Here is a 19803-nt window from a genome sequence, read left to right as displayed (position 1 = left end):
GAGGGAGCTCGGTGACAACGAGACCGCTCTCGCCCAGGCGGATTTTCTCAGAAGGGCCCGGAACGACGATCCAGAGTTTGCCTACGAGTACGGTGTCAGCCTCAAAGAAGCCGGCCGGCTCGACGAGGCCCGGAATGCTCTCAAGGCCTCTATCCAGCTCGACCCCAACTCGGCTGTCGCCCATCACGCCCTTGGGGTAACCGAGTTGCTGTCGGGAAGGCCGGGTGAGGCGGTTGGGCCGCTCGAGGCCGCCGTTGCGGTGGAACCGACGAACGGGGACTTCCGGTTCAGCCTGGCGCAGGCGTACGAGAAAGCCGATCGAGTTCCCGAGTCGCTCGACGCCTATCAGGCTTATCTCGAGCACGCGAGCCCGAACGACCCGCGAGCCGCCGTGGTTCGGGAACGGCTCGAGATTGCCAGGAGGGCGCTGGCCAAAACGTCCCAGGTCGGAGGCACGACCGGATCGGGCCAGGAGACGGAATCAGAACAGATCCTATGACCCTTCGGCCTTGGGCTCGCGCCGGCGAGTCGAAGGGCGTCCAGTGGCGCCGATCGGAGCCAAGAGGCGTCACAAGGAGGAGGATTGCGATGAAAGCTCGGAATCTGTCGTTACTTGTCGTGTTTCTCGTCGCGGGCTCGGTGGCCGCCGGGGCCCAATCGCTCGTAGATGTCGCGAAGAAGGAGAAGGAGCGGCGCGAGAAGAACCAGACGGAAGCCTCACGGGTCATCACCGAACGCGAGCTTTCGAGGAGCTACGGCGGCTTGCCCGCCACTTCGTCCACGGTCACGTCGGATCAATCTTCCGAGGGCGAGTCGGGCGAGAGCCCGGAGACGTCGCCTCCGGTCGAAGGCGAAGCGGCGGCCCCAGACGAGACCCGAACGCGTGATTACTGGCAGAATCGCTTGAACGCGGCCCGGGAGAAGGTCACTTCGCTCGAAAAGCGTATCTCCGACGAGAACTGGGGTGAAGGACAGAGGTACGGTGTCGATCCCCGAGGGCAGAACAACCTCGCACAAAGGCAGGACGCCGAGCAGCAGCTGGCGGCGGCGCGAGCGGAGCTCGCGGCGATCCAGGATGAAGCGCGTCGTGCGGGCGTGCCGCCGGGTTGGGTCCGTTAGAAGGACGTCTCAGCCCTGATTCAAGCGATGCCGGCTCTGGAAACCGAGAACCAGCCCGCGCGAGCGAGTGCGGGCGCAGATGTCCTCGTGGTGGAGGATCGCGATTCACTGCGAACGATGCTTCGCCGGACCTTGGCGGCCCAGGGGTATCGCGTCCTGGACGCCAGGACTGTTAGCGAGGCTCGTCGCCTGCTCGGCTCGTCTCGCATCTCGGTCGTCCTGACCGACCTCCGCCTTCCCGGGGGCGGGAGCGGGCGCGATGTGCTCGCGGCGGCGCGAGAGGCCGATCCGAACGTGCCCGTCATCGTCATGACGGCCTACGGCTCGGTCGAAGACGCGGTGTCCGCCATGAAAGAGGGGGCATTCGATTTTCTGGCGAAGCCCGTGGACACGGACCACCTCCTCGTGATCACCGAGCGAGCCGTTAACCAGCGTAGGCTCTTGATGGAGAACCTCATTCTCAAGGAGGAGTACGCGGCGCGGTTCGGATTTCCCGAGATCGTGGGCGAGCACCCGGCACTCCAGAGCGCGAGCATTGCGCTACAACGAGCCGCCGGTTCCGACACCACCGTGCTGCTGCTCGGGGAGAGTGGAACCGGCAAGGAACTGTTCGCCAGAGCGCTCCACCATCTGGGGAATCGGCGCGATGGCCCGTTCATCGCAATCAACTGCGCCGCCATTCCCGGGGAGCTGCTCGAGAACGAGCTCTTTGGCCACGAGAAGGGTGCCTATACGGGAGCGACTAGCCGAAAGCTCGGGAAGCTGGAGCTGGCTTCGGGCGGAACCGTGCTGCTCGACGAGATCGGTGAGCTCCCCTTGGCGCTTCAGTCGAAGCTTCTCCGGGTGCTCCAGGAGCGCTCTTTCGAACGGGTCGGTGGGACGGCAACGCTGAACGTGGACGTCCGGCTCGTGGCCGCGACGAATCGAGACCTCAGGCGAGCGGTGGCGGCCGTCGAGTTTCGCGAGGATCTCTATTTCCGAATTTCGGTATTCCCCGTTACCATACCCGCGCTCCGAGAACGAGCGAGTGACATCCCGATGTTGGCACGGTACTACGTGGACCGCTTGTGTAAAGAGATGAACAAAGCTCGAATCGCCATTCCTCCCGAGTGTATCGATCTCCTCGTGGCCTACGAGTGGCCCGGAAACGTGAGAGAGCTGGCCAACTGTCTCGAACGGGCGGTGATCCTCTGCGACGGCGACGAGCTCAGGCCGGAACAGCTGGGGTTGGGAGTGGCCGCCGCTCGCCATGACACCGCCGGCCTCGACTTGGAGGGGAGCCTTTCCGACGTGAGCCGAAGGGCGGCGAGACGGGCGGAAAGAGCCAAGATCTTGCAGGTGCTGAACGCGGTGGGTTTCGACCGGGCGCAAGCGGCCGAGCATCTCGATATCAGCGGCAAGACTCTCCTCCATAAACTGCGGGAGTACGGCCTGGAAGGGGCCCTGTCCGCGAGCACCGGTACGACATAGGATAAGGGGTCAATGAAGAACAACAGCATGTGGGGGCATAGGGGCGGAGCTCGCGCTTCGGCCCAAGGATTTACGCTCGTCGAGGTACTCGTCTCGATCCTCGTGACGCTCGCCGTCATGGCGGCCGTCTTCGGTCTGCTCACGCGCGGCCAGCGATCCTTTCAGCGGGAGCCCGAGGTCGCCGACCTTCAACAAAACGCCCGGTCCGCTCTCGACATGGTGTCGAAGGACATCTTGCAGGCGGGAGCAGGACTACCTCCCGAGTTCCCGGCGTTCTCCAGGATCAACGGCGCCGGGAATCAGAGCCCCACGGATGTCCTCGAGCTCATCGGGACTTTTCAATATGCGGGTAACGTGTTTCTCGGACCGGAACCGGTCGCCCGGCTCGAGGGAGACGATGTCGTCCTGGTTGCCAACACGACGAATCTGAACGTCGACGAAATGGTCGTCCTCTACAACGATGTGCCGCACGACGACCGAGGCGGAAGGACGGTTCAGTGGGCCATGGCCCGAGTGACAGCCGTCAACGAGGACGCCACCAATCCCACCTTTGAGGCCCGGGTCACACTCGACTACGGGTCGTTCGACCCCGCCTACAGCAATCATCTAGGAGGAGACGGCAACGCGCCCATCCCCGTAGACTTCGAGCCGAGGCCGGAATTCGCTCAAGTTTCCAAGATCACTCCCGTGTCAGTCGTTCGGTATTCCACGCGAACCGACGACCCGGCGCTCTACAACGGCCCGCCGCCCCAGGTGCTCATGCGCGACGTCGATTTTCAGAACCAGCCGAGGCCGGTCGGCTATCTCGACGACTTCGAGATCGCTTACGTCATCGGCGTCGCCGCACCATTCGAGCAGGACGATCCTCCCAACCCCGTGCTGGACATCGCTCAGGGAACGCCGCTGACTTCCGAGAACATGCTCTCGAGCGTGAGGGTTACGATTACCGCGCGGTCGGTCTCTTCGAACATGGAGGGAGCGTCCCAAGGCCCGAGTCCGGGAATCGAGGACAATTTCATTCGCAAGACGTTCTCGACGAACGTGAACCCGCGTAACGTCAGTGCCGGCCTCGACACCCGATCGGTGACCACTCCCTGACACCGATCGGTTGTTTGGCTGCTGCCGACAACTTGACAAGGCGGCCGGCTGACTCCTAGACTCGACTCATACTGAGCCGGAACGCACACACGCATTCGTCCCGAAAAGCGGACGGGCCGATAAACCTTTGAACGAACCCAGGAACCTCATCTCGCTCCGCGATTTCACCTCCAAGGACGTAGTCGAGATCTTCAGGCTCGCCTCCGATATGAAGAAGTCCGGCGCAAAATACCGGGAGACCCTGTCGGGCAAGACGCTCGCCCTCCTTTTTCAGAAACCGTCCACTCGAACGCGGGTCTCGTTTCAGGTCGCAATGGCCCAGCTCGGAGGGGTGGCAATCCCGTTGAGAGACTCCGACCTTCAGCTCAGTCGCGGGGAGAGCCTCGGTGATACCGCGCGCGTTCTCTCGGCCTACACCCAGGGGATCGTGGGGAGGATGGGCTCCCACAGCGATCTCGTCGAGCTTGCGAAACATTCCACGGTTCCGGTCATCAACGGCCTTACCGACCTGCTCCATCCATGCCAGGCGCTCGCGGACTACTTTACTCTGACCGAGAAGAAGGGCCCTCTCCACGGTCGGAAGTTCGCCTATATCGGCGACGGAAACAACATGTGCCATTCGCTCCTCTACGGAGCCACCCGAGTCGGGATGAACATCGCGGTGGCAACCCCCGCCGGCTACGAGCCCAAGTCCATCATCCTGAAGAGCGTGAACCGCGAGGCCAAGCATGCGGGCATCGACGTCGTCCTGACGGAGGATCCATCCGCGGCGGCCGAAGGGGCCGACGCCGTCTATACCGACACGTGGTTGTCGATGGGGCGCGAGTCGGAGGAGGCCGAGCGCCTCTCCGCGTTTCGCGGTTATCAGGTGGACGCGAACCTCATGCGAAAGGCGCAATCCGATGCGCTCTTCATGCACTGTCTGCCCGCGCACCGTGGTCAGGAGGTTGCCGCGGACGTCATCGATGGAGCCCAGAGCGTGGTCTGGCTTCAGGCCGAAAATCGCCTGCACGTGCAGAAGGCCATCCTCTATCTTCTGATGCGAGCTTGAGCGAGCGAGTCGAACAGCCGGCGAGCACTATTTGGAGTAAGGCTTTCGGGCGCGGTGGACGGCGACGATTCCCCCGGTCAACCGCACGAAACCGACCTCGTTGAAGCCAGCTTTTTCCAGGATCGACGTCAGAACGGTGGGCTCGGGAAACCCAGCGATCGATTCAGCCAGGTAGCGATAGGCATCGCCACGTCGGCTGAGCAGCTGGCCGACGGACGGGAGCAAGCGGTCCAAATAGAACCGGTACGGCGCTCGGAGCCAGGGCGCGGTCGGCTGGGAAAACTCGAGGATGGCAAGAACGCCCCCAGGTTCCAGGACGCGGAGCATCTCCCGGAAACCCTCGCCCATATCTTCGAGATTTCTGACGCCGAAGGCGACGGTCACGCGGTCGAAGGAAGCCTCGGCGAAGGGTAGCTCGAGAGCGTCGGCTACGGCCAGGTGGAGTCGGCGGGTCTGGCGGGTCGCTTTGACTCTCGCGCGTCGGAGCATGCTCCAGGTGAAGTCGCAGCCGATACAGGAAGCATGGGGCGCGATCTCGAGCGCCAGGTCACCGGTGCCGCAGCAGAGGTCCAGGACCCGATGTTGCGGCTTCAGCCCGAGCATCCGCACGACCCTTCGCCGCCAGCTGCGATCGATTCCGAGGCTCAACACTCGATTCAGCAGGTCGTAACGGGGTGCCACGCTCTCGAACATGCTGCGGATAGCGGACGCCTCGGGCATCGCGTCAACCTACCCCGAGCGTCTCCAGCGAGCGGGCTATCTCCCCCAGCGGAAAGGAGTCCACGATCTCGACCCGACCGAAACCAACGGGAAGGACGAACCGGAGCCCCTGGGATCCCGCTTTCTTGTCCCGGGAGATGGCATCGAGCACGCGTTTTTTCGATAGACCGCGGAGAGGCGGAAGCGGGCCGACGTTCCGGATGGCGCCCTCGAGCTTTCTGCCGAGGTCCGGATCCAGACGGCCGAGACGCATTCCGATTCCCACCGCGCCGATCATGCCCCACCCGACGGCTTCGCCGTGCGTCAACTTGCGATAATCGGAAGCCGCTTCGAGGCCGTGCCCGATGGTATGGCCGAAGTTGAGGATGCGGCGAAGACCCTGCTCGCGCTCATCCTCGCGAACGACTGCTAGCTTCTGGCGCACCGCCTCGGCGATCGAATCGACGAGCGCGCGATCCCCGACCCGGAGTTGCTTCGACGCCATGCGTCTCAAGAGTTGAGGCCGTCCGATGAACCCGTACTTCAGAAGCTCGAAGAGTCCCGAGCGGAAATCACGATCCGGAAGGGTGCTCAGAAGCCCAGGATCGATCCAGACCGCACTCGGGCGATACACCGTTCCAATGAGGTTCTTGCCCTGCGGGTGATTCACGCCCACTTTGGCGCCAATCGCGCTATCGATCTGTGCGAGGAGCGTCGTCGGAACCTGCGCGAAGGCGATACCTCGCAAGAACGTCGCGGCAACGAACCCGGCGGTATCTCCGACGGCACCGCCTCCGAAGGCGAGGATGGCGTCGTCTCGCGTGAATCGGGACGAGATGAGCCGATCGTAGATCGCAGACACTGTATTCAGGTTCTTCCGTTCCTCACCTTCCGGCATGTACAGCGGCACCACGTCCCGCCGAGCGCGAGAAAGGCTTGCGAACAGACGGCCGCCGTGCAGTCTAGCCACCCGCCGCTGGGTGACGACGGCGATGCGGGATCGAGGCCACAAGGCTAGCGCGAGGCGCCCGATCTCCCCTATGAGCCCGGAGCCGAGCAGCACCGGATAGGGGTCGGACTCGTCGTGCAGCTCCTGCGCGTCACTCTTCGGTGGCGCCATACGGTGGAGAGCTTACCAGAATCGGAATTGCCTTCACCGCAGCCATCCAGGAAAGGCACCCGCTTTCCGGGCTCGCTCGAGAAAACGTTCTTCGGTTCGCCGCCGCTGCTCCCGTAGCGCCTTCAAGGACTCTTCCAGCATGGTCGAGGTCGGATCGTCGAAGATGCGCTCCCCGGGGCGAGGGCGACGCCTTCGCCAGGTACTCACCCGCCATTCGAGCCTGCGAATACTGGCGTCGAGCCGCGCCAACTCTCGTTCGTGTCGATGCGCTTCCCGCCGCCAGTATTGCTCTTCTTTCTCGAGATCGCGCTCCTTCCGCTTGCCGAACGATGGCATCAGGCGCCGCGACGGAACGTCGACGCGAGCATCGCCGTCCCCGTCGCGGTATCGTTCCAGGTCACCGTTGTCGAAAGACAGCACGACTCGGCCGTTCGCGGCGCGGCGCTGTTTCTCTCGCCGGGCGACACTGGTCAAGTCTCTTGCAAGGAGAGCCGCAGAGACGAGGCTCAACCCGAGGACGAACAGCATGAGGAATTTCATCGATTACACCTCCTGCTCCAGATGACGAAAACCGGACCTCGAGCCCTCCTTTGTGCTAGCTTTTTCCCTGGTATCGGCAGGTGATGAACGGATCGGGCAACGGTGATGGGCTTCTCGGCGACGTCATGGCCGCCCGCCGGGCCCATATGGTCCGAGACCAGCTCGTGGCGAGAGACATCCGGGATCGTCGCGTACTCGGTGCGATGAGCCGAGTCGAGCGTCACCGATTCGTTCCCGGGGATCAGCTCGACTGCGCCTATCGCGACCATCCCGTCACGATCGGGTTCGAGCAGACGCTCTCACAACCCTACATCGTGGCTTTGATGACCCAGTCGCTGGCGCTCACCGGTGCGGAGCGAGTACTCGAGATTGGAACCGGCTCAGGCTATCAGACCGCGATTCTCGCCGAGCTCGCCCGGGCGGTCTACACCATCGAGATCGTCTCCGAGCTCTCGGCCCGGGCCCAGAAACTCATCACCTCGCTCGGCTATCACAACGTGCGCTTCAGGCTCGGTAACGGCCGAGAGGGCTGGAGCGAGGAGGCGCCGTTCGACGCCATCCTCGTCGCGGCGGCCCCGGAGGCGGTTCCGGTCGCGCTCATCGAACAGGTGGGCCCCGGAGGACGGCTCGTGATTCCCGTCGGTCCGGCTCACGAGCAGGAGCTCGAGCTCCACGTGCGAGAGAACCATGATTGGCGCGTCACGAAACTGGGCGCCGTCCGCTTCGTCCCGTTGATCTAGTCCTTTCCATCCGGTTTCTGTCGATCCCTTCCCACGATCCAGGCGACACCTATGGAAAAGAGATAGAGCGCGACCATGGGGAAAGCGAGAAGGATCTGGGTCACGACGTCGGGAGGAGTCATGACCGCGGCCACGATGAAGATGACGAGAACGGCGTACTTGAAATTGCGCCAAAGAAAAGCGGCGCTCACGATTCCCATGCGCGCGAGCAGCAGTACGACGGTGGGGATCTGGAAAACGGCCCCCGTTCCCAGGATGACCCTCGCATAGAACGAGAATACCTGCGACACCGAAGGCTTCACTTGAATGTCCTCGCTGCCGAAGGTCGTCAGGAAGTTCACCGCCGTCGGGAACACCACATAGTGGCTGAAGACCGCGCCCAGAATGAAGAAGGCGCTTCCGAAGAAGATGAAGGGCACGGCGAACTTCTTTTCGTTCGCGTACAGACCGGGCGCGATGAAGAGCCAGATCTGCGTGAGCCAGGCGGGTGAAGCCACCAGGATGGCTACGAAGAACGACATTTTCAGGTGGAGGACGAAGATCTCCGGAACCGCTATGGCAATGAGCTCCCCCCCGGGAGGCAGAGCCATTTTCATCGGCCCCATGAGGAAATCGAATATCTGGGTCGAGAACGTGAAGCAAGCGACGAACGCCACGGCGAGGCTCAGGATCGCGAAGATGATGCGGCGCCGGAGCTCGTCGAGATGCTCCAGGAACGTCATCTTGTCCGCGGAGCTCTCTTCGGGGGCGGGAAGCCGAGCGGGTTGGGCCATCAGGTCTTACGGCTGGTCGACACCAGCCTTGCACACGATCGTCACGCGGATGTGCCGTGCTCCGCCCACCCTGCTATGCCTTCGATTCTTGATGGGCAGCGTTGGCGGTCGGGGAGACCTCGTCGCGGCTTGCGCTCTCGACCGCCTCTTTCGCTTCCTTTTGGATGGTCTCGATGGGCTCCAGGATCTCTTTCCGTGTCTCTTCGACACGAATCTCCTCCTCGAGCGTGCTCCTGAGCTCGTTGCTGGCCCGTTTGAACTCGGCGATGCTCCGCCCGAGCGATTTCCCGAGCTGCGGCAGCTTCCTGGGACCGAACACGATGAGGGCGACTACGAAGATGATGATGAGCTCTTGCATTCCAATGGGCCCAAGCATGGCGATACGCTCCCGCCGGTAAACCAAGTCAGGTTTCTTCGGCAGGTCATTATAAGACGAGCCAGGCCTCAAGCCAAACGGCCAGGTTTTACTTGGTTCGGCCCGTCTGCTAGGATGGAATGTGGAAGGCGGTGTGTTCGCCCGAAACCACGTAGACGAGGCGGTTGGTTCATGAAGAAGTCTGCTCTCGCTGTCGTTCTCTCCATCGTGATCGCCGGCGCGATCGTCGGCGGCCTGTTCGGTAGCCGCGCTCAGGCCAAAGTGGATCGATACACGGAGTTCCTCAGGCGCTATACCAACGTGCTTCGACTCGTCGAGGAAGAGTACGTTACCGACATCGATCCCAAGGAGCTCGTGCACGCATCGATTCGGGGCATGTTGCGTACCCTGGATCCGCACTCGAATTTCTTGCCCAAACAAGAGTACACGCAACTCCAGGAGCGGCAGCAGGGGAGCTACCACGGACTCGGCATATCGGTTCAGATGCGGGACGGCGACCTGACGGTGATTTCTCCGTTCGAGGGGACGCCGGCCTATCGTCTCGGTATCCGATCGGGAGATGTCATTTCCAAGATCGAAGGTGAAGAGACTCGCGGCATGGAGCTCGATGACGCCGTCAAACGGCTCAGGGGTCCGAAGGGGAGCGAAGTCACGATCTCGGTGACGCGAGCCGGTTACGATCTTCCCCTCGACTTCACCATCGTCCGCGACAAGATCGACCTCCGGAGCGTTCCCTACGCCTTCATGATCAGTAACGACACGGGTTATCTCCGAATCTCGGATTTCACCGAGACGACGGAGGACGAGCTGCACGAGAACCTCGTGGAGCTCCAGAAGGAAGGGGCCGAGAACCTGATTCTCGATCTGAGGGACAATCCGGGAGGGTTACTGGACCAGGCGGTGGCGGTATCGAACAAATTCCTGAAAAAGGGCTCCCTGATCGTCTACACCCGGGGCAGAACCGACGGCTCGGATTACGACTATCTCGCCAACCGCGCGAGCTCGCATGAGTCCATGCCCATCGTCGTGCTCGTCTCGCATGGAAGCGCGTCGGCATCCGAGATCGTGTCCGGTGCGATTCAGGATCACGACCGCGGGCTCATCGTGGGTGAGAGCACGTTCGGCAAGGGCCTCGTCCAGTCGATCTACCGGATCAGTGAGGGCAATGGGCTCGCGCTCACGACCGCACAGTATTTCACGCCCAGCGGTCGGAGCATCCAGCGCGACTACTCGGGGTCGATCGACGACTATTACTACAACGCGCGGATCGAGGATCGGCCCGACGCCAGCGGTGAAGTCAAATACACGGATGCGGGTCGAAAGGTGTTCGGGGGAGGCGGCATCACACCAGACATCGTCGTGACCTACCCGAAGATCCCCAGCTCGATTCTCGCTTTGAACACCAAGAACGTCTTCTTCAAATACGCGACTCGGTTTGCCGCGGTAGACGACCATCGCTCGGTCGATGGAGCCGGCGTCCAGCCGGAGGAAATCAGGACCGCGAGGCCCAAGAACATCCGGCTCATCGACGAGCGGTTCCGGGTCGATGATGAAGTCCTGCAGGATTTCTTCGAGTTTCTCGACGGCGAAGGTGTCGCCTACTCTCGTGAAGAGCTTCTGGCGGAGCGGGACGCTCTGAGCCTTCGAATCGAAGTCGATATCTTCGGCGCTCTTTGGGGGGCCGAGTCGGCGCAAAGAGCGGCGGTTCAATACGATCCGCAGATTACCGCCGCGCTTCAGGCGATGCCGAAGGCCAAGTCTCTTCTCACCGATCCGGTCGCATTCACGAAGGAGCAGACCGAGGAAGCGGTCCCTGATTCTTCGGGCCAGAGGGCGCTGAAGCAGCCACAACCGTAGACCATCCTTGACGTTCGAATCACGAGCGCGGGACTACTAGATCCTGCGTTGGGTTTTTGCTAACATACAACCCGTTGCGATTCCAACTAAAATCCTTCTGACTCATTCGTTTGGAGGTCTACTGATGCGACGCCGATTTTCGGCCGCCCTGGGCTTAGGGTCGTCTATTTTCTTGGGGGTGGCCCTTGCTCTTGCCCAGAGCTCTTTTCACGACGAGGTCGCCAATCTTCGAAGCCCCAACGTCGGGACGCGGGTAAAAGCTGCCAAGGCCCTCGGCAAATCGGGTCGTCCGGAGGCGATCCCGGCGCTGACCGAGGCCATGCGCGATCCGGAGGCCAAGGTGCGAAAGGTCACGGTCGAGGTGCTTCGTGGATTCAACTCGACGGAAGCCATCGACGGCCTTCTCGTTGGGCTGCGGGACGAGGAAAAATCCATTCGAGAAGAGGCGATGGTGGGGCTTCTCGAGATCTACGTGGGGGCTGGCAATGCGAGCTTGGGGGGTGCTTTGAGCTTTCTGATCGGCCCGCGAAGCCAGACTCCGAGACTCGAGGGTTTGCTCGCAGTCGATCCCCGAGTGGTGACGGCTTTCGAGGCATCTCTCCAGGATGGGGAGTCCGGCTTGCGGCGGCGGGCTGCGTACAGTCTGGGTGCGCTGGGAGCACAGGATGCCGTCGACAGCCTCGGAGCCGCTTTGTACGATCCGGACAAGGACGTCCGTCTCGCAATCGTAGAGGCCCTTGGGGCCATCGGTACCGACGAGGCAGGTGAAGCACTTCGCGCGTTGTTGAAGGACCACCCGACCGATCTGACCGGACCGGTCGTAGACTCCCTGGGCGCCATGCGCTACTTGCCCGCCGCTCCAGAGCTCGTGTCGATCTATGACTCGAACGTCAACAAGCTCGGCGACCGGGCACTGGCCGCTCTGGCACGGATGGGAGCCCCGGAGGCGCGCGGCGTCTTCTACTATCAGATGACCAGTCAGAATGCCCACCAGCGGCGGTGGGCGGTCGAGGGACTGGGGCGACTGGATGACCCCGCGCTCGTTCCCGGGTTGATGAAGGATTTTCTGAGAGAGCCCGATCCCTCGGTGCAGCTCGCTTACTGTTTCTCGCTGGCCCGATTGGGTCGCGCGGAGTTCATCGATCGCGTCGCCCTGTCTCTGGCCGACAAGCAACTCCGAGAGCAGGCGCACCAGTACGCGGTGGAGCTCGGGAGCCCGCTCCTGGAAGAGTTGGTTACGTACCTATCGGATCCAGTCGCCGAGGTCCGAAAAGAGATGGCTCTCGTTCTCATGCACATAGGAGACCCGGCGGCCATCCCTCACCTCGAGCCGCTTCTTTCGGATCCGGATGGAGAGGTGGCGGATCGCGCCAACCGGGCGATTGCCCATCTCCAGCAGGGACGGCGGTCGGCCTCGAGCACGAACCCTTAGTCAACGAAGATTCGTCGAAATGCCTTCGGGGCCCGCCAATTGCTGGCAGTTGGCCATGGTCGCCGGGGCGTGTCTGTCGGTTCCTTCGTGCGATCGTATCGCGGCGCTCAAGGATCAGTTCTCGGGAACGTCCGCGCTCGAGGGGCAAACTCCCCAGATCGTGGCGATTCGCGAGCTCTACGAGTCCGGTGAGTGCGACGAGGCTCTCGAGAGAATTGCCCATGTGACGCAGGCCGATCCCGATCTCGCGGATGCTTTTTACTACAAAGGTCTATGTCATTTGACCCGCGCGGCCGCGTCCTCGGCGTCCATTCTCCCTCTTTCCGAGGAGGAGCAAGCGAGCCTGGAAGCGTTTCGACGGGCTCTTGCCGTGAACCCCCGGCATGCCCTCGCTTCGGTCGGTATCGGCGATGTCTACGCCCGACACGTGGCCGATCGTCCACGGCGCCAGACGCGCGAAGATGCCACCGATCCATATGTCCTTGCGAACGCGGCCTACGAGAAAGCCGTTTCCATCGATCCCAAGCTTCCCCAAGCCCAGAATCGTTACGGGCTGTTTCTCGAGCGCACCGGACAGCTCGCCGAGGCGGAGAGGGCCTACAAAGCCGCGGCCGAAGCGGCTGCCACGGTTCCCGAGCTCGCGCCGGATCATTACCTCGCCTACGGGCGCTTTCTGGCGGGAGCGGGCGGGAGGCTCGAGGACGCCCTGGTTCAATACGAGCTCGCTCACATGTACCGCGAAGACGACCCTACGATTCGACAGGAGATGGCCATCGTCCACTCCCGGCTGGGGCTGCGTCACCTGGAAAGACAGGAGTACCTCCTCGCCGAAGAGTCGTTGACGAAGGCCGAAGCAATGTTTGCCGATCGCTCCGCTCCGGAAGCCCGGAAAACCACCGAAGCGCTCGCCGAGCTGCGGACGATTCGACGTCGCTGAGCGATGGGCCCCAACGACGGGTGAGCCGAAACGTAACGTAGTTCACAGCCGAACCGGCGTACCTCTGTAGTATGATGCCTTTTGGGGACTTGTCCGGGTGGGTGACTCGGGTCGCCCGGGAGGAGGGCCACTGTGGGAAGAATGGTTGCGCCTCATTTCGTGGCGTTCCTCGCGATCGCCGCCCTGGTCGGGGCCGACAATCCTGGCGAGGGCACGTCCTGGAACGAGATCGTCTCGCAAGGCCAATCTCTCGTTTTCGGGCGCTTCGTCGGCAAGTTCGAAAGTACTGATTTTCGCTCGCGTCGCGTCCGGCTTCGGGACGTCAACACCGGCGGTGAGCAGACCCTGGAGGTTGGCGAAGGCCTGGGCTACATTTCCGAAACGATACCGCCGGGCACCTATCACGTCGTTTCCATCGAAGCGGTGTACTACCCTCGGGTTCACCCGTTCAAGCCCGACAAGTTCCGTCCGATCCGGCAGCGCTTCGGAGTCAAGCCCAAGAGTGGCGACGCGGAAGCGGCAGTTCTGGTCGTACCCGCCGACCGGCCGGTCTATATGGGCACCATCGAGGCCGAGACCGAGCTCGATGGGGTCGTCTACCGAGGGCATCAGTTGCGGGTGTTCGATGATTTCGACGAGGCCTACCGTAGACTCGAGGGATTCTATCCCAACCTGACCGCAAGCCTCGCCCGAAGCGGAGTCGCTCCGGCGCGCCACTTCATCTTGAAGCCCTCGGCCCGGAGGGACGACCTCGAGCGCGTCGTTGGACTCGATGACCCCATACGGCAGGCCCGCGATTACATCGCCGATCGCAAGTTCAAGCAGGCGGTCAGTTGGCTCGAAACCTTCATGCCGACGAACGATGGAGAACGGAACGAAGTGCGTCTTCTGATCGGGGAGGCATTGCTTGGAGACCGCCGCTTCCCCGAGGCCATCGAGGAGCTGGGGGACGTGCTTCTGGTTTCCCCGGGCCAGACCCGGGCTCTCCGTTTGCTGGCGCGCGCTCATGCCTATAACGGCGATCTGGCGGATGCTGAGAATCTGTACGAGGGGCTCGCAACGATGATTCCTGATGACACCGAGGCTCACCTTCATCTTGGCTACCTCTACGCGCTGCAAGACGATCGGAATCGAGCACTCGACCAGTTTGGTGCGGCTTTCCAAACGGACTTCGATTACCTTCTCCATGACGTTGCGCCCTTCGTCGTGGCGATGAAGGCCGTCTTCGAGAAGGATCCCGAGAGTTACGAGCCTCCGCGGGTCGTGCGCTATCGAACCCCGCCCCCACCGGCAATGGAATCCCGTCGATCCGCGGAAAACAACTATATTGCCGTATTGATCGACCACCAGGGGAAAGTCGTTGCCGCGCACATGGGGGCGGGCAATACCGGGTCGACGCCCCTCATGATGCTATCCCTGATGAGCGCGACCTACAGCCCTGCGAGCCTGAACGGCATCCCCGTTCCGTCGCTGCTTACGCTCGGACGAGGTGCCGTGGCTCAGTAGGGCGCTCGCTTTTGGCCCGGGATCGGACGCCCCTTGACACACCTCGTCTCGTCTCGTTACCATCAAAGATAGGTAAATCGCTGAGCCCTGTCGCGAATCGCGCTCGCCAGCATTTTTATATTCTTACAACAGGTTCCAAGGGTCTGATCGCGTCCTCGAAGACGCGTACTCGGTTACTCGAGCGAGAAGGGGAGACCACGTGGAGTCGATACCAAAAGAACGAATCAGCCGTGGCGGTTTTGCGGGCTCCGGGGGATGGGTAAGCGTGAGAGCCGAGACCGGGCTGGCGCGGCCGGCGATCCTTCCGCTGACGCCCGTTTCCAGCGATGCACCGAGCGAGTACATTCCCTACTGCAGGTCATCGAGCCGCATCATCGCCGTTGGGGGCGGGAAGGGGGGCGTCGGAAAAAGCTTGGTCACGAGCAGTCTCGCGATCTCTTTGGCCCGACACGGAAACCGCGTCGTGGTCATCGATGCCGACCTCGGGGGCGCCAATCTCCACACGTGCCTCGGACTGGCCTCGCCTTCGCGAACGCTCTCCGACTTCATCAACCGCCGAGTGCCTCGGATCGAGGACGTCATCCTCGAGACCGGAGTCAGGAACCTGGGGCTGATAACCGGCGCCCACGATTACCTCGCAGCCTCGAATCTCAAGTTTCTGCAGAAGGTACGATTGCTCTCCAGGATCGGCCAGGTGGATGCGGACATCGTGCTCATCGACCTCGGCGCCGGCATCTCGTTCAATATCGTCGACTTCTTTCTCGTGGCCGAGTTGGGCCTCCTCGTGGTCATTCCCGAGCCGAGCTCGATCGAGAATGCCTACCGGTTTCTCAAGATGAGCTTCTATCGCCACCTCTGGTGCTCGTTGAAAGCGGGTCCGGCGCGCGCCGTCGTCGAGCAGGCCATGGATCAGAAGAACCAATGGGGCATCCGTACGCCCTATGATCTCCTGGAAGCCGTGCAGGACTACGATGAGTCGACGGGGCACTACCTCAAAGAACGCGCGCGGCGTTTCAGGCCTCGTTTGGTCATCAACCAGGTCCGCTACCCCGAGGACAAGCGCCTGGGGCAGTCGATGGCGTCGGTCTGCCGCCGTCATCTCGGCATCGACATCGAAGCGGTGGGTACGATCGATTTCGACGAGAACGTTTGGAAGGCAAACCGGAAGCGCCGACCCTTCATGCTGGATTTTCCCGAGTCGCCCGCGAGCCTGGCCCTCGAAGGAGTGGCGCGAACGTTCCTGCGTCCGAACGGCGGTTCCGCGAGCTATCGCGGAGCTCATTGATGCTACCGCCGCTGAGCGAGCGGGACTACTATCAGGTTCTCGAAGTCGACTACGACGCCAGTCCCGAGCAGATTCGAGCCGCTTACGAAGAGGCGAAGGAGCTCTACCACTGCGAGTCCCTCGTCACCGGCTCCATCCTCACCGACCAGGAACGCCGAGGGACTTTTCACTACATCGCCGAGGCCTACCATACCCTCATCGCGGCAGAGAGCCGGCGGATGTACGACGAGCGTATGGGAATCGTATCTCGCAGGACTCGTTCGAAAACCCGCACCGCCGATGAGGCTTCTTCCGCCTCGCCTTTCGACGGCGACGATGGTCACCCTTCCCCCGGGAGGCGTGTCACCGCCGCGCCGCCCGAGCTCAGGTCGGGAGAGGAGGCCACCGGGGACTTCCTCCGGAGGGCGCGGCAGGCGATGGGAATCGACCTCACCGCGATTTCGGAAGAGACGAAGATCGGTCGGTCGATGCTGGAGTATATCGAGGAAGAACGACTCGACCGGCTCCCGGCCCCCATCTACCTGAAGAACTTCACCCTCCAGATAGCGCGCTGTCTCGGGCTCGACGAGCAGCGGATCGCGCGCTCGTACGTGGCGCGCATCGGACGCCTCCAATCACGAGCTTGAGCTGATATAGTCCGGCTCCTCGTTTTTTGGAGGTTCTTTGTCACCCACGATTTCTGTCGTTATTCCGTGTTTCAACGAGGTCCACACCATCGAGGCGATCATCGAAGCGGTTCGCTCGAGCGAGATCGAGGGCAAACAAATCATCGTCGTGGACGATTTTTCCACGGACGGCACCCGGGAGCGGCTGCGCGAAAAGGGGAATACCGCCGGAGTCGAGCTGATTCTTCACGATCGCAATCGAGGCAAGGGAGCGGCACTTCGTTCCGGCTTCGCCCGCGCGACCGGAAGGATCGTCATCGTACAGGATGCGGATCTCGAATACGATCCCCGGGATTACCCGAGGTTGATCGCACCCATTCTTTCGGGCAAGGCGGATGTCGTGTTCGGGAGCCGTTTCGTAGGAGGCGAATCGCACCGCGTGCTCTATTTCTGGCACTTCGCCGCGAACAAGTTCCTGACGCTCCTGTCGAACATGTTTACGAATCTGAACCTGACCGATATGGAGACCTGCTACAAGGCGTTTCGGCGGGAGGTCATCCAGTCCATCGCGCTGCGGGAGGACGGTTTCGGCTTCGAGCCCGAGGTGACCGCCAAGGTCGCGAGAATGGGCTACCGAATCTACGAGGTGGGGATCTCCTACTCGGGGCGAACGTACGCCGAGGGGAAGAAGATCGGATGGCGTGACGGCCTAAGGGCGATGTGGTGCATCTTGCGTTACAACCTGTTCGGTTAGCGCCCGGCGAATCGCGGAAATGGTCTCGGGCTTGGTTCGACAGCAGCCCCCGATGAGCCGCGCTCCAAGCCGATACCACGTGCGCGCGAGCTCGGCGATAGAGGAAGAATCTGCGCTCCCGGTCCATTCCTTTCGATCGGCGTCCCAAACCTCACCGCTGTTCGGGTAGCACAGACTGGGCTTGTCGGAGGCGCCGATGGCCAGCAGGCTAGAGACGTAGCGGGGATGAGTGCAGTTCATACCCACGGCAACCACTGCCGATGCGCGGGACACGAGGCGGACACATTCGGCGAATTGTTCTCCGTGGCAGACCTCGCGCTCGTTGCGGCAACTGAAGCTGATCCACGCGGGGGCTTCTAGTAGGGAAACGAGTGCCTCGGCTTCGAGTCGACATGGAACCGTCTCGCAGGCGATGATGTCGGCGCCAGAGTCTTCGAGCACTCGGAGCCGCCTCTCGTGAAAGGTCCGTAGCTCGGCCCGAGAGAGACCGTAGTCTCCCCGGTACTCCGAGCCGTCGTGGAGAATCGCTCCATAGCAACCGACCGAGGCGGCGACGAGAGGCGCGATTCGTCCCGCGCGATTTCTTTCGTCGCTCCAGAACCTTTCTCGCGCTCGACGAACGAGATCGACCGACAATCGCAACAGATGTTCCGCTCCAGATTCATCGATCCCTCGTGCCCCGAAGCCCTCGAACGACGCCTGGTAGCTTGCGCTCGTACCCACATCGGCGCCGGCCGCGAAATAATCGTAGTGGAGCTCCTCGAGCATCTCGGGAGCGTCGAGGAGCAGCTTGGCCGACCAGAGCGGGTCGTGTAGATCGGCTCCTCGCCGTTCGAGCTCGGTGGCAAGGCCGCCGTCGAGAATCACGAATCGCTGGGCGTCGAGAAACTGTGCCAGAGGATTGCCCATGCGCTTATCTTAGTCTTACCCGTCTCTCGACGATTGACACTCTCGCGGGAACCGCATAGGTTCGGCGCGATGGCACATTTCCTCGGATATGACCTCGGCAGCTCCTCGGTAAAGGCCTGTCTTCTCGACGGCGAATCGGGCAGGGTGGCGGCGCGAGCGAGCTATCCGCAGGACGAGATGCCCATCGAGGCCCCACGTCCCGGTTGGGCCGAGCAGCGTCCCGAGTCGTGGTGGGACTGCGTCCGGCAAGCCACGACTCTGTTGCTCGCGAGGTCGACCGTTACCCCGCGTGACATCCTCGCCGTGGGGATCTCATACCAGATGCACGGGCTCGTCATCGTCGATGGGAACGGCCGGTGTCTTCGGCCGGCGATCATCTGGTGCGATGGGCGGGCTGTCGATATCGGTGAGCGCGCTTTCGGGATTCTCGGGCGAGAGCGCTGTCTCGAGCACCTTCTGAACTCGCCCGGGAACTTCACCGCTTCGAAACTGAGGTGGGTCAAGGAACGGGAGCCGGCCACCTTCGACAGGATCGCCAAGGTCCTTCTACCCGGGGATTACTTGGCGTGGAAGCTCACGGGTCGCTTCGCCACGACGGTGCCGGGCCTTTCCGAGGGGACGCTATGGGATTTTCGAGAGAATTGCCCGGCTCGCTTCCTTCTCGATCACTTCGAGATACCCGGCGCGCTTCTTCCCGACCTCGTCCCAACTCTCGGAGAGCAGGGCCGCTTGACAAAAGGAGCCGCGGCCGAGCTCGGTCTGGCTTCCGGGACCCCCGTGACTTTTCGCGCCGGGGACCAGCCGACGAACGCGCTGGCACTGAACGTCCTCGAGCCCGGTGAAGTCGCCGCCAACGCCGGGACCTCCGGTGTCGTGTACGGGATTACCGACAGCTTGCAGGCCGACACCCTGTCTCGAGTGAACAGCTTCGCTCACGTGAACCATGGAAAAGACAGGACCCGGCTGGGTGTTCTTCTTTGCATCAACGGCGCTGGAAGTGCGTATCGCTGGCTGCGCAAGCTTTACTCGGAGCCGGGCTACGACAGGATGAACGAGGAAGCGACCGAGGCGTTCTCCGATGTTCGCTTCTATCCTTTTGGCAACGGACCGGAGCGGATGCTCGAGAATCGTGGACCGGGCGCCTGGTTCGAGGGCATCGACTTCAACACTCACGGCCGTGCACATCTCGCCCGGGCCGTTCTCGAGGGAGTCGCCTTTTCCTTTCGCTACGGGATGCGTGTTCTCGAGGGATTGGGCCTCGAAGCGACGGTAATGCGGGCCTCCCTCGCAAATATGCTGAAAAGCGCCGCGTTTCGAGAGACTCTTGCGAATGTGACTGGCGTCACCATCGAGTTGTACGACACGGACGGCGCCGAGGGTGCGGCTCGGGGGGCTGCCATTGGCGCCGGGCACTATAAATCCTTCGAGGAGGCTCTCGGGCCGCTCGCGCGCAAGGGGATCGTCGTTCCCTCGAGAAAAAGCCCCGGAAGGCTCGAGGAAGCCTATGCCCGGTGGGAGTTGGGGCTCGGACC

General features: G+C 62.3%; 20 protein-coding genes. 14 read left to right on the top strand and 6 right to left on the bottom strand.

Going from position 1 to position 19803, the window contains the following annotated elements; genetic code table 11:
* The 5 genes from VEK15_19460 to argF form a co-directional block, all read left to right on the top strand.
* The coding region (locus VEK15_19460) for a tetratricopeptide repeat protein (protein HXV62886.1) at positions 1–499 on the top strand (499 nt) is incomplete at its 5' end.
* An 89-nt stretch (positions 500–588) separates the two neighbouring features.
* The gene (locus tag VEK15_19455; protein ID HXV62885.1) at positions 589–1119 is read left to right on the top strand and encodes a hypothetical protein; all 531 of its coding nucleotides are present in this window, start codon (positions 589–591) and stop codon (positions 1117–1119) included.
* A 27-nt stretch (positions 1120–1146) separates the two neighbouring features.
* Positions 1147–2589 (top strand): sigma-54 dependent transcriptional regulator, encoded by a 1443-nt coding sequence (locus VEK15_19450; protein HXV62884.1) that lies wholly within the window; start codon positions 1147–1149, stop codon positions 2587–2589.
* 12 nt (positions 2590–2601) lie between these two features.
* Complete coding sequence (locus VEK15_19445) at positions 2602–3687, top strand: prepilin-type N-terminal cleavage/methylation domain-containing protein (protein HXV62883.1); 1086 nt, start codon at positions 2602–2604, stop codon at positions 3685–3687.
* 127 nt (positions 3688–3814) lie between these two features.
* Positions 3815–4738, top strand: coding sequence for an ornithine carbamoyltransferase (gene argF / locus VEK15_19440; protein HXV62882.1), 924 nt, complete (start codon positions 3815–3817; stop codon positions 4736–4738).
* A gap of 27 nt (positions 4739–4765) precedes the next feature.
* Here the strand turns inward: argF and ubiE are convergent, their stop codons facing one another.
* Genes ubiE through VEK15_19425 form a run of 3 tightly spaced genes read right to left on the bottom strand, consistent with a single transcriptional unit; the run spans position 4766 to position 7097 of the window.
* Positions 4766–5458 (bottom strand): bifunctional demethylmenaquinone methyltransferase/2-methoxy-6-polyprenyl-1,4-benzoquinol methylase UbiE, encoded by a 693-nt coding sequence (gene ubiE / locus VEK15_19435; GenBank protein HXV62881.1) that lies wholly within the window; start codon positions 5456–5458, stop codon positions 4766–4768.
* 4 nt (positions 5459–5462) lie between these two features.
* The gene (aroB, locus tag VEK15_19430; GenBank protein ID HXV62880.1) at positions 5463–6557 is read right to left on the bottom strand and encodes a 3-dehydroquinate synthase; all 1095 of its coding nucleotides are present in this window, start codon (positions 6555–6557) and stop codon (positions 5463–5465) included.
* Between the two features lie 33 nt (positions 6558–6590).
* Positions 6591–7097, bottom strand: a complete 507-nt coding sequence (locus tag VEK15_19425; GenBank protein HXV62879.1) for a hypothetical protein — start codon at positions 7095–7097, stop codon at positions 6591–6593.
* 83 nt (positions 7098–7180) lie between these two features.
* On the opposite strand from VEK15_19425, the gene VEK15_19420 reads away from it, so the two are divergent.
* Positions 7181–7837: a protein-L-isoaspartate(D-aspartate) O-methyltransferase gene (locus VEK15_19420; GenBank protein HXV62878.1), complete on the top strand. Its 657-nt coding sequence runs from the start codon at positions 7181–7183 to the stop codon at positions 7835–7837.
* Here VEK15_19420 and tatC read toward each other — a convergent pair.
* Both tatC and tatB read right to left on the bottom strand, forming a co-directional pair.
* Positions 7834–8610: a twin-arginine translocase subunit TatC gene (gene tatC, locus VEK15_19415; protein HXV62877.1), complete on the bottom strand. Its 777-nt coding sequence runs from the start codon at positions 8608–8610 to the stop codon at positions 7834–7836. The two genes, VEK15_19420 and tatC, sit on opposite strands and share 4 nt — an antisense overlap.
* A 73-nt stretch (positions 8611–8683) precedes the next feature.
* Positions 8684–8986 carry a Sec-independent protein translocase protein TatB gene (gene tatB, locus VEK15_19410; GenBank protein HXV62876.1) on the bottom strand — a complete coding sequence of 101 codons (303 nt, stop codon included), beginning with the start codon at positions 8984–8986 and terminating at the stop codon, positions 8684–8686.
* Positions 8987–9157: 171 nt separating this feature from the next.
* Between tatB and VEK15_19405 the strand changes: the two genes are divergently transcribed.
* The 7 genes from VEK15_19405 to VEK15_19375 all read left to right on the top strand — a co-directional run bounded on the left by VEK15_19405 (position 9158) and on the right by VEK15_19375 (position 17362).
* On the top strand, positions 9158–10843 hold the full coding sequence (locus tag VEK15_19405; GenBank protein HXV62875.1) for a S41 family peptidase: 1686 nt from the start codon (positions 9158–9160) through the stop codon (positions 10841–10843).
* A 124-nt stretch (positions 10844–10967) separates the two neighbouring features.
* The gene (locus tag VEK15_19400; GenBank protein ID HXV62874.1) at positions 10968–12275 is read left to right on the top strand and encodes a HEAT repeat domain-containing protein; all 1308 of its coding nucleotides are present in this window, start codon (positions 10968–10970) and stop codon (positions 12273–12275) included.
* Between the two features lie 19 nt (positions 12276–12294).
* On the top strand, positions 12295–13212 hold the full coding sequence (locus tag VEK15_19395; protein HXV62873.1) for a tetratricopeptide repeat protein: 918 nt from the start codon (positions 12295–12297) through the stop codon (positions 13210–13212).
* Positions 13213–13353: 141 nt separating this feature from the next.
* Positions 13354–14718: a tetratricopeptide repeat protein gene (locus VEK15_19390; protein ID HXV62872.1), complete on the top strand. Its 1365-nt coding sequence runs from the start codon at positions 13354–13356 to the stop codon at positions 14716–14718.
* Between the two features lie 265 nt (positions 14719–14983).
* Positions 14984–16003: a P-loop NTPase gene (locus VEK15_19385; protein ID HXV62871.1), complete on the top strand. Its 1020-nt coding sequence runs from the start codon at positions 14984–14986 to the stop codon at positions 16001–16003.
* Positions 16003–16629 (top strand): helix-turn-helix domain-containing protein, encoded by a 627-nt coding sequence (locus VEK15_19380; protein HXV62870.1) that lies wholly within the window; start codon positions 16003–16005, stop codon positions 16627–16629. The genes VEK15_19385 and VEK15_19380 overlap by 1 nt, the downstream gene beginning before the upstream one ends.
* 37 nt (positions 16630–16666) lie before the next feature.
* Positions 16667–17362, top strand: coding sequence for a glycosyltransferase family 2 protein (locus VEK15_19375; GenBank protein HXV62869.1), 696 nt, complete (start codon positions 16667–16669; stop codon positions 17360–17362).
* On the opposite strand, the gene mmuM is transcribed toward VEK15_19375, so the two are convergent.
* Positions 17318–18271 (bottom strand): homocysteine S-methyltransferase, encoded by a 954-nt coding sequence (gene mmuM / locus VEK15_19370; GenBank protein ID HXV62868.1) that lies wholly within the window; start codon positions 18269–18271, stop codon positions 17318–17320. The genes VEK15_19375 and mmuM overlap by 45 nt on opposite strands.
* 69 nt (positions 18272–18340) lie before the next feature.
* Between mmuM and VEK15_19365 the strand changes: the two genes are divergently transcribed.
* Positions 18341–19803, top strand: a 1463-nt coding sequence (locus VEK15_19365) for an FGGY family carbohydrate kinase (GenBank protein ID HXV62867.1), incomplete at its 3' end; no start/stop codon positions are given.

This window comes from Vicinamibacteria bacterium, assembly GCA_035620555.1.
Classification (GTDB): domain Bacteria; phylum Acidobacteriota; class Vicinamibacteria; order Marinacidobacterales; family SMYC01; genus DASPGQ01.
Note: the sequence above shows the minus strand (reverse complement) of the source record. Positions and strands in the feature narration are given on the sequence as shown.

Coding starts and splice junctions, on each gene's coding strand:
- VEK15_19390 (HXV62872.1), top strand. CDS start 13,354: ATGGTTGCGCCTCATTTCGTGGCGTTCCTCGCGATCGCCGCCCTGGTC.
- VEK15_19450 (HXV62884.1), top strand. CDS start 1,147: ATGCCGGCTCTGGAAACCGAGAACCAGCCCGCGCGAGCGAGTGCGGGC.
- VEK15_19420 (HXV62878.1), top strand. CDS start 7,181: ATGAACGGATCGGGCAACGGTGATGGGCTTCTCGGCGACGTCATGGCC.
- tatB (HXV62876.1), bottom strand. CDS start 8,986: ATGCTTGGGCCCATTGGAATGCAAGAGCTCATCATCATCTTCGTAGTC.
- VEK15_19445 (HXV62883.1), top strand. CDS start 2,602: ATGAAGAACAACAGCATGTGGGGGCATAGGGGCGGAGCTCGCGCTTCG.
- VEK15_19455 (HXV62885.1), top strand. CDS start 589: ATGAAAGCTCGGAATCTGTCGTTACTTGTCGTGTTTCTCGTCGCGGGC.
- mmuM (HXV62868.1), bottom strand. CDS start 18,271: ATGGGCAATCCTCTGGCACAGTTTCTCGACGCCCAGCGATTCGTGATT.
- VEK15_19400 (HXV62874.1), top strand. CDS start 10,968: ATGCGACGCCGATTTTCGGCCGCCCTGGGCTTAGGGTCGTCTATTTTC.
- aroB (HXV62880.1), bottom strand. CDS start 6,557: ATGGCGCCACCGAAGAGTGACGCGCAGGAGCTGCACGACGAGTCCGAC.
- tatC (HXV62877.1), bottom strand. CDS start 8,610: ATGGCCCAACCCGCTCGGCTTCCCGCCCCCGAAGAGAGCTCCGCGGAC.
- VEK15_19405 (HXV62875.1), top strand. CDS start 9,158: ATGAAGAAGTCTGCTCTCGCTGTCGTTCTCTCCATCGTGATCGCCGGC.
- VEK15_19425 (HXV62879.1), bottom strand. CDS start 7,097: ATGAAATTCCTCATGCTGTTCGTCCTCGGGTTGAGCCTCGTCTCTGCG.
- ubiE (HXV62881.1), bottom strand. CDS start 5,458: ATGCCCGAGGCGTCCGCTATCCGCAGCATGTTCGAGAGCGTGGCACCC.
- VEK15_19395 (HXV62873.1), top strand. CDS start 12,295: ATGCCTTCGGGGCCCGCCAATTGCTGGCAGTTGGCCATGGTCGCCGGG.
- VEK15_19380 (HXV62870.1), top strand. CDS start 16,003: ATGCTACCGCCGCTGAGCGAGCGGGACTACTATCAGGTTCTCGAAGTC.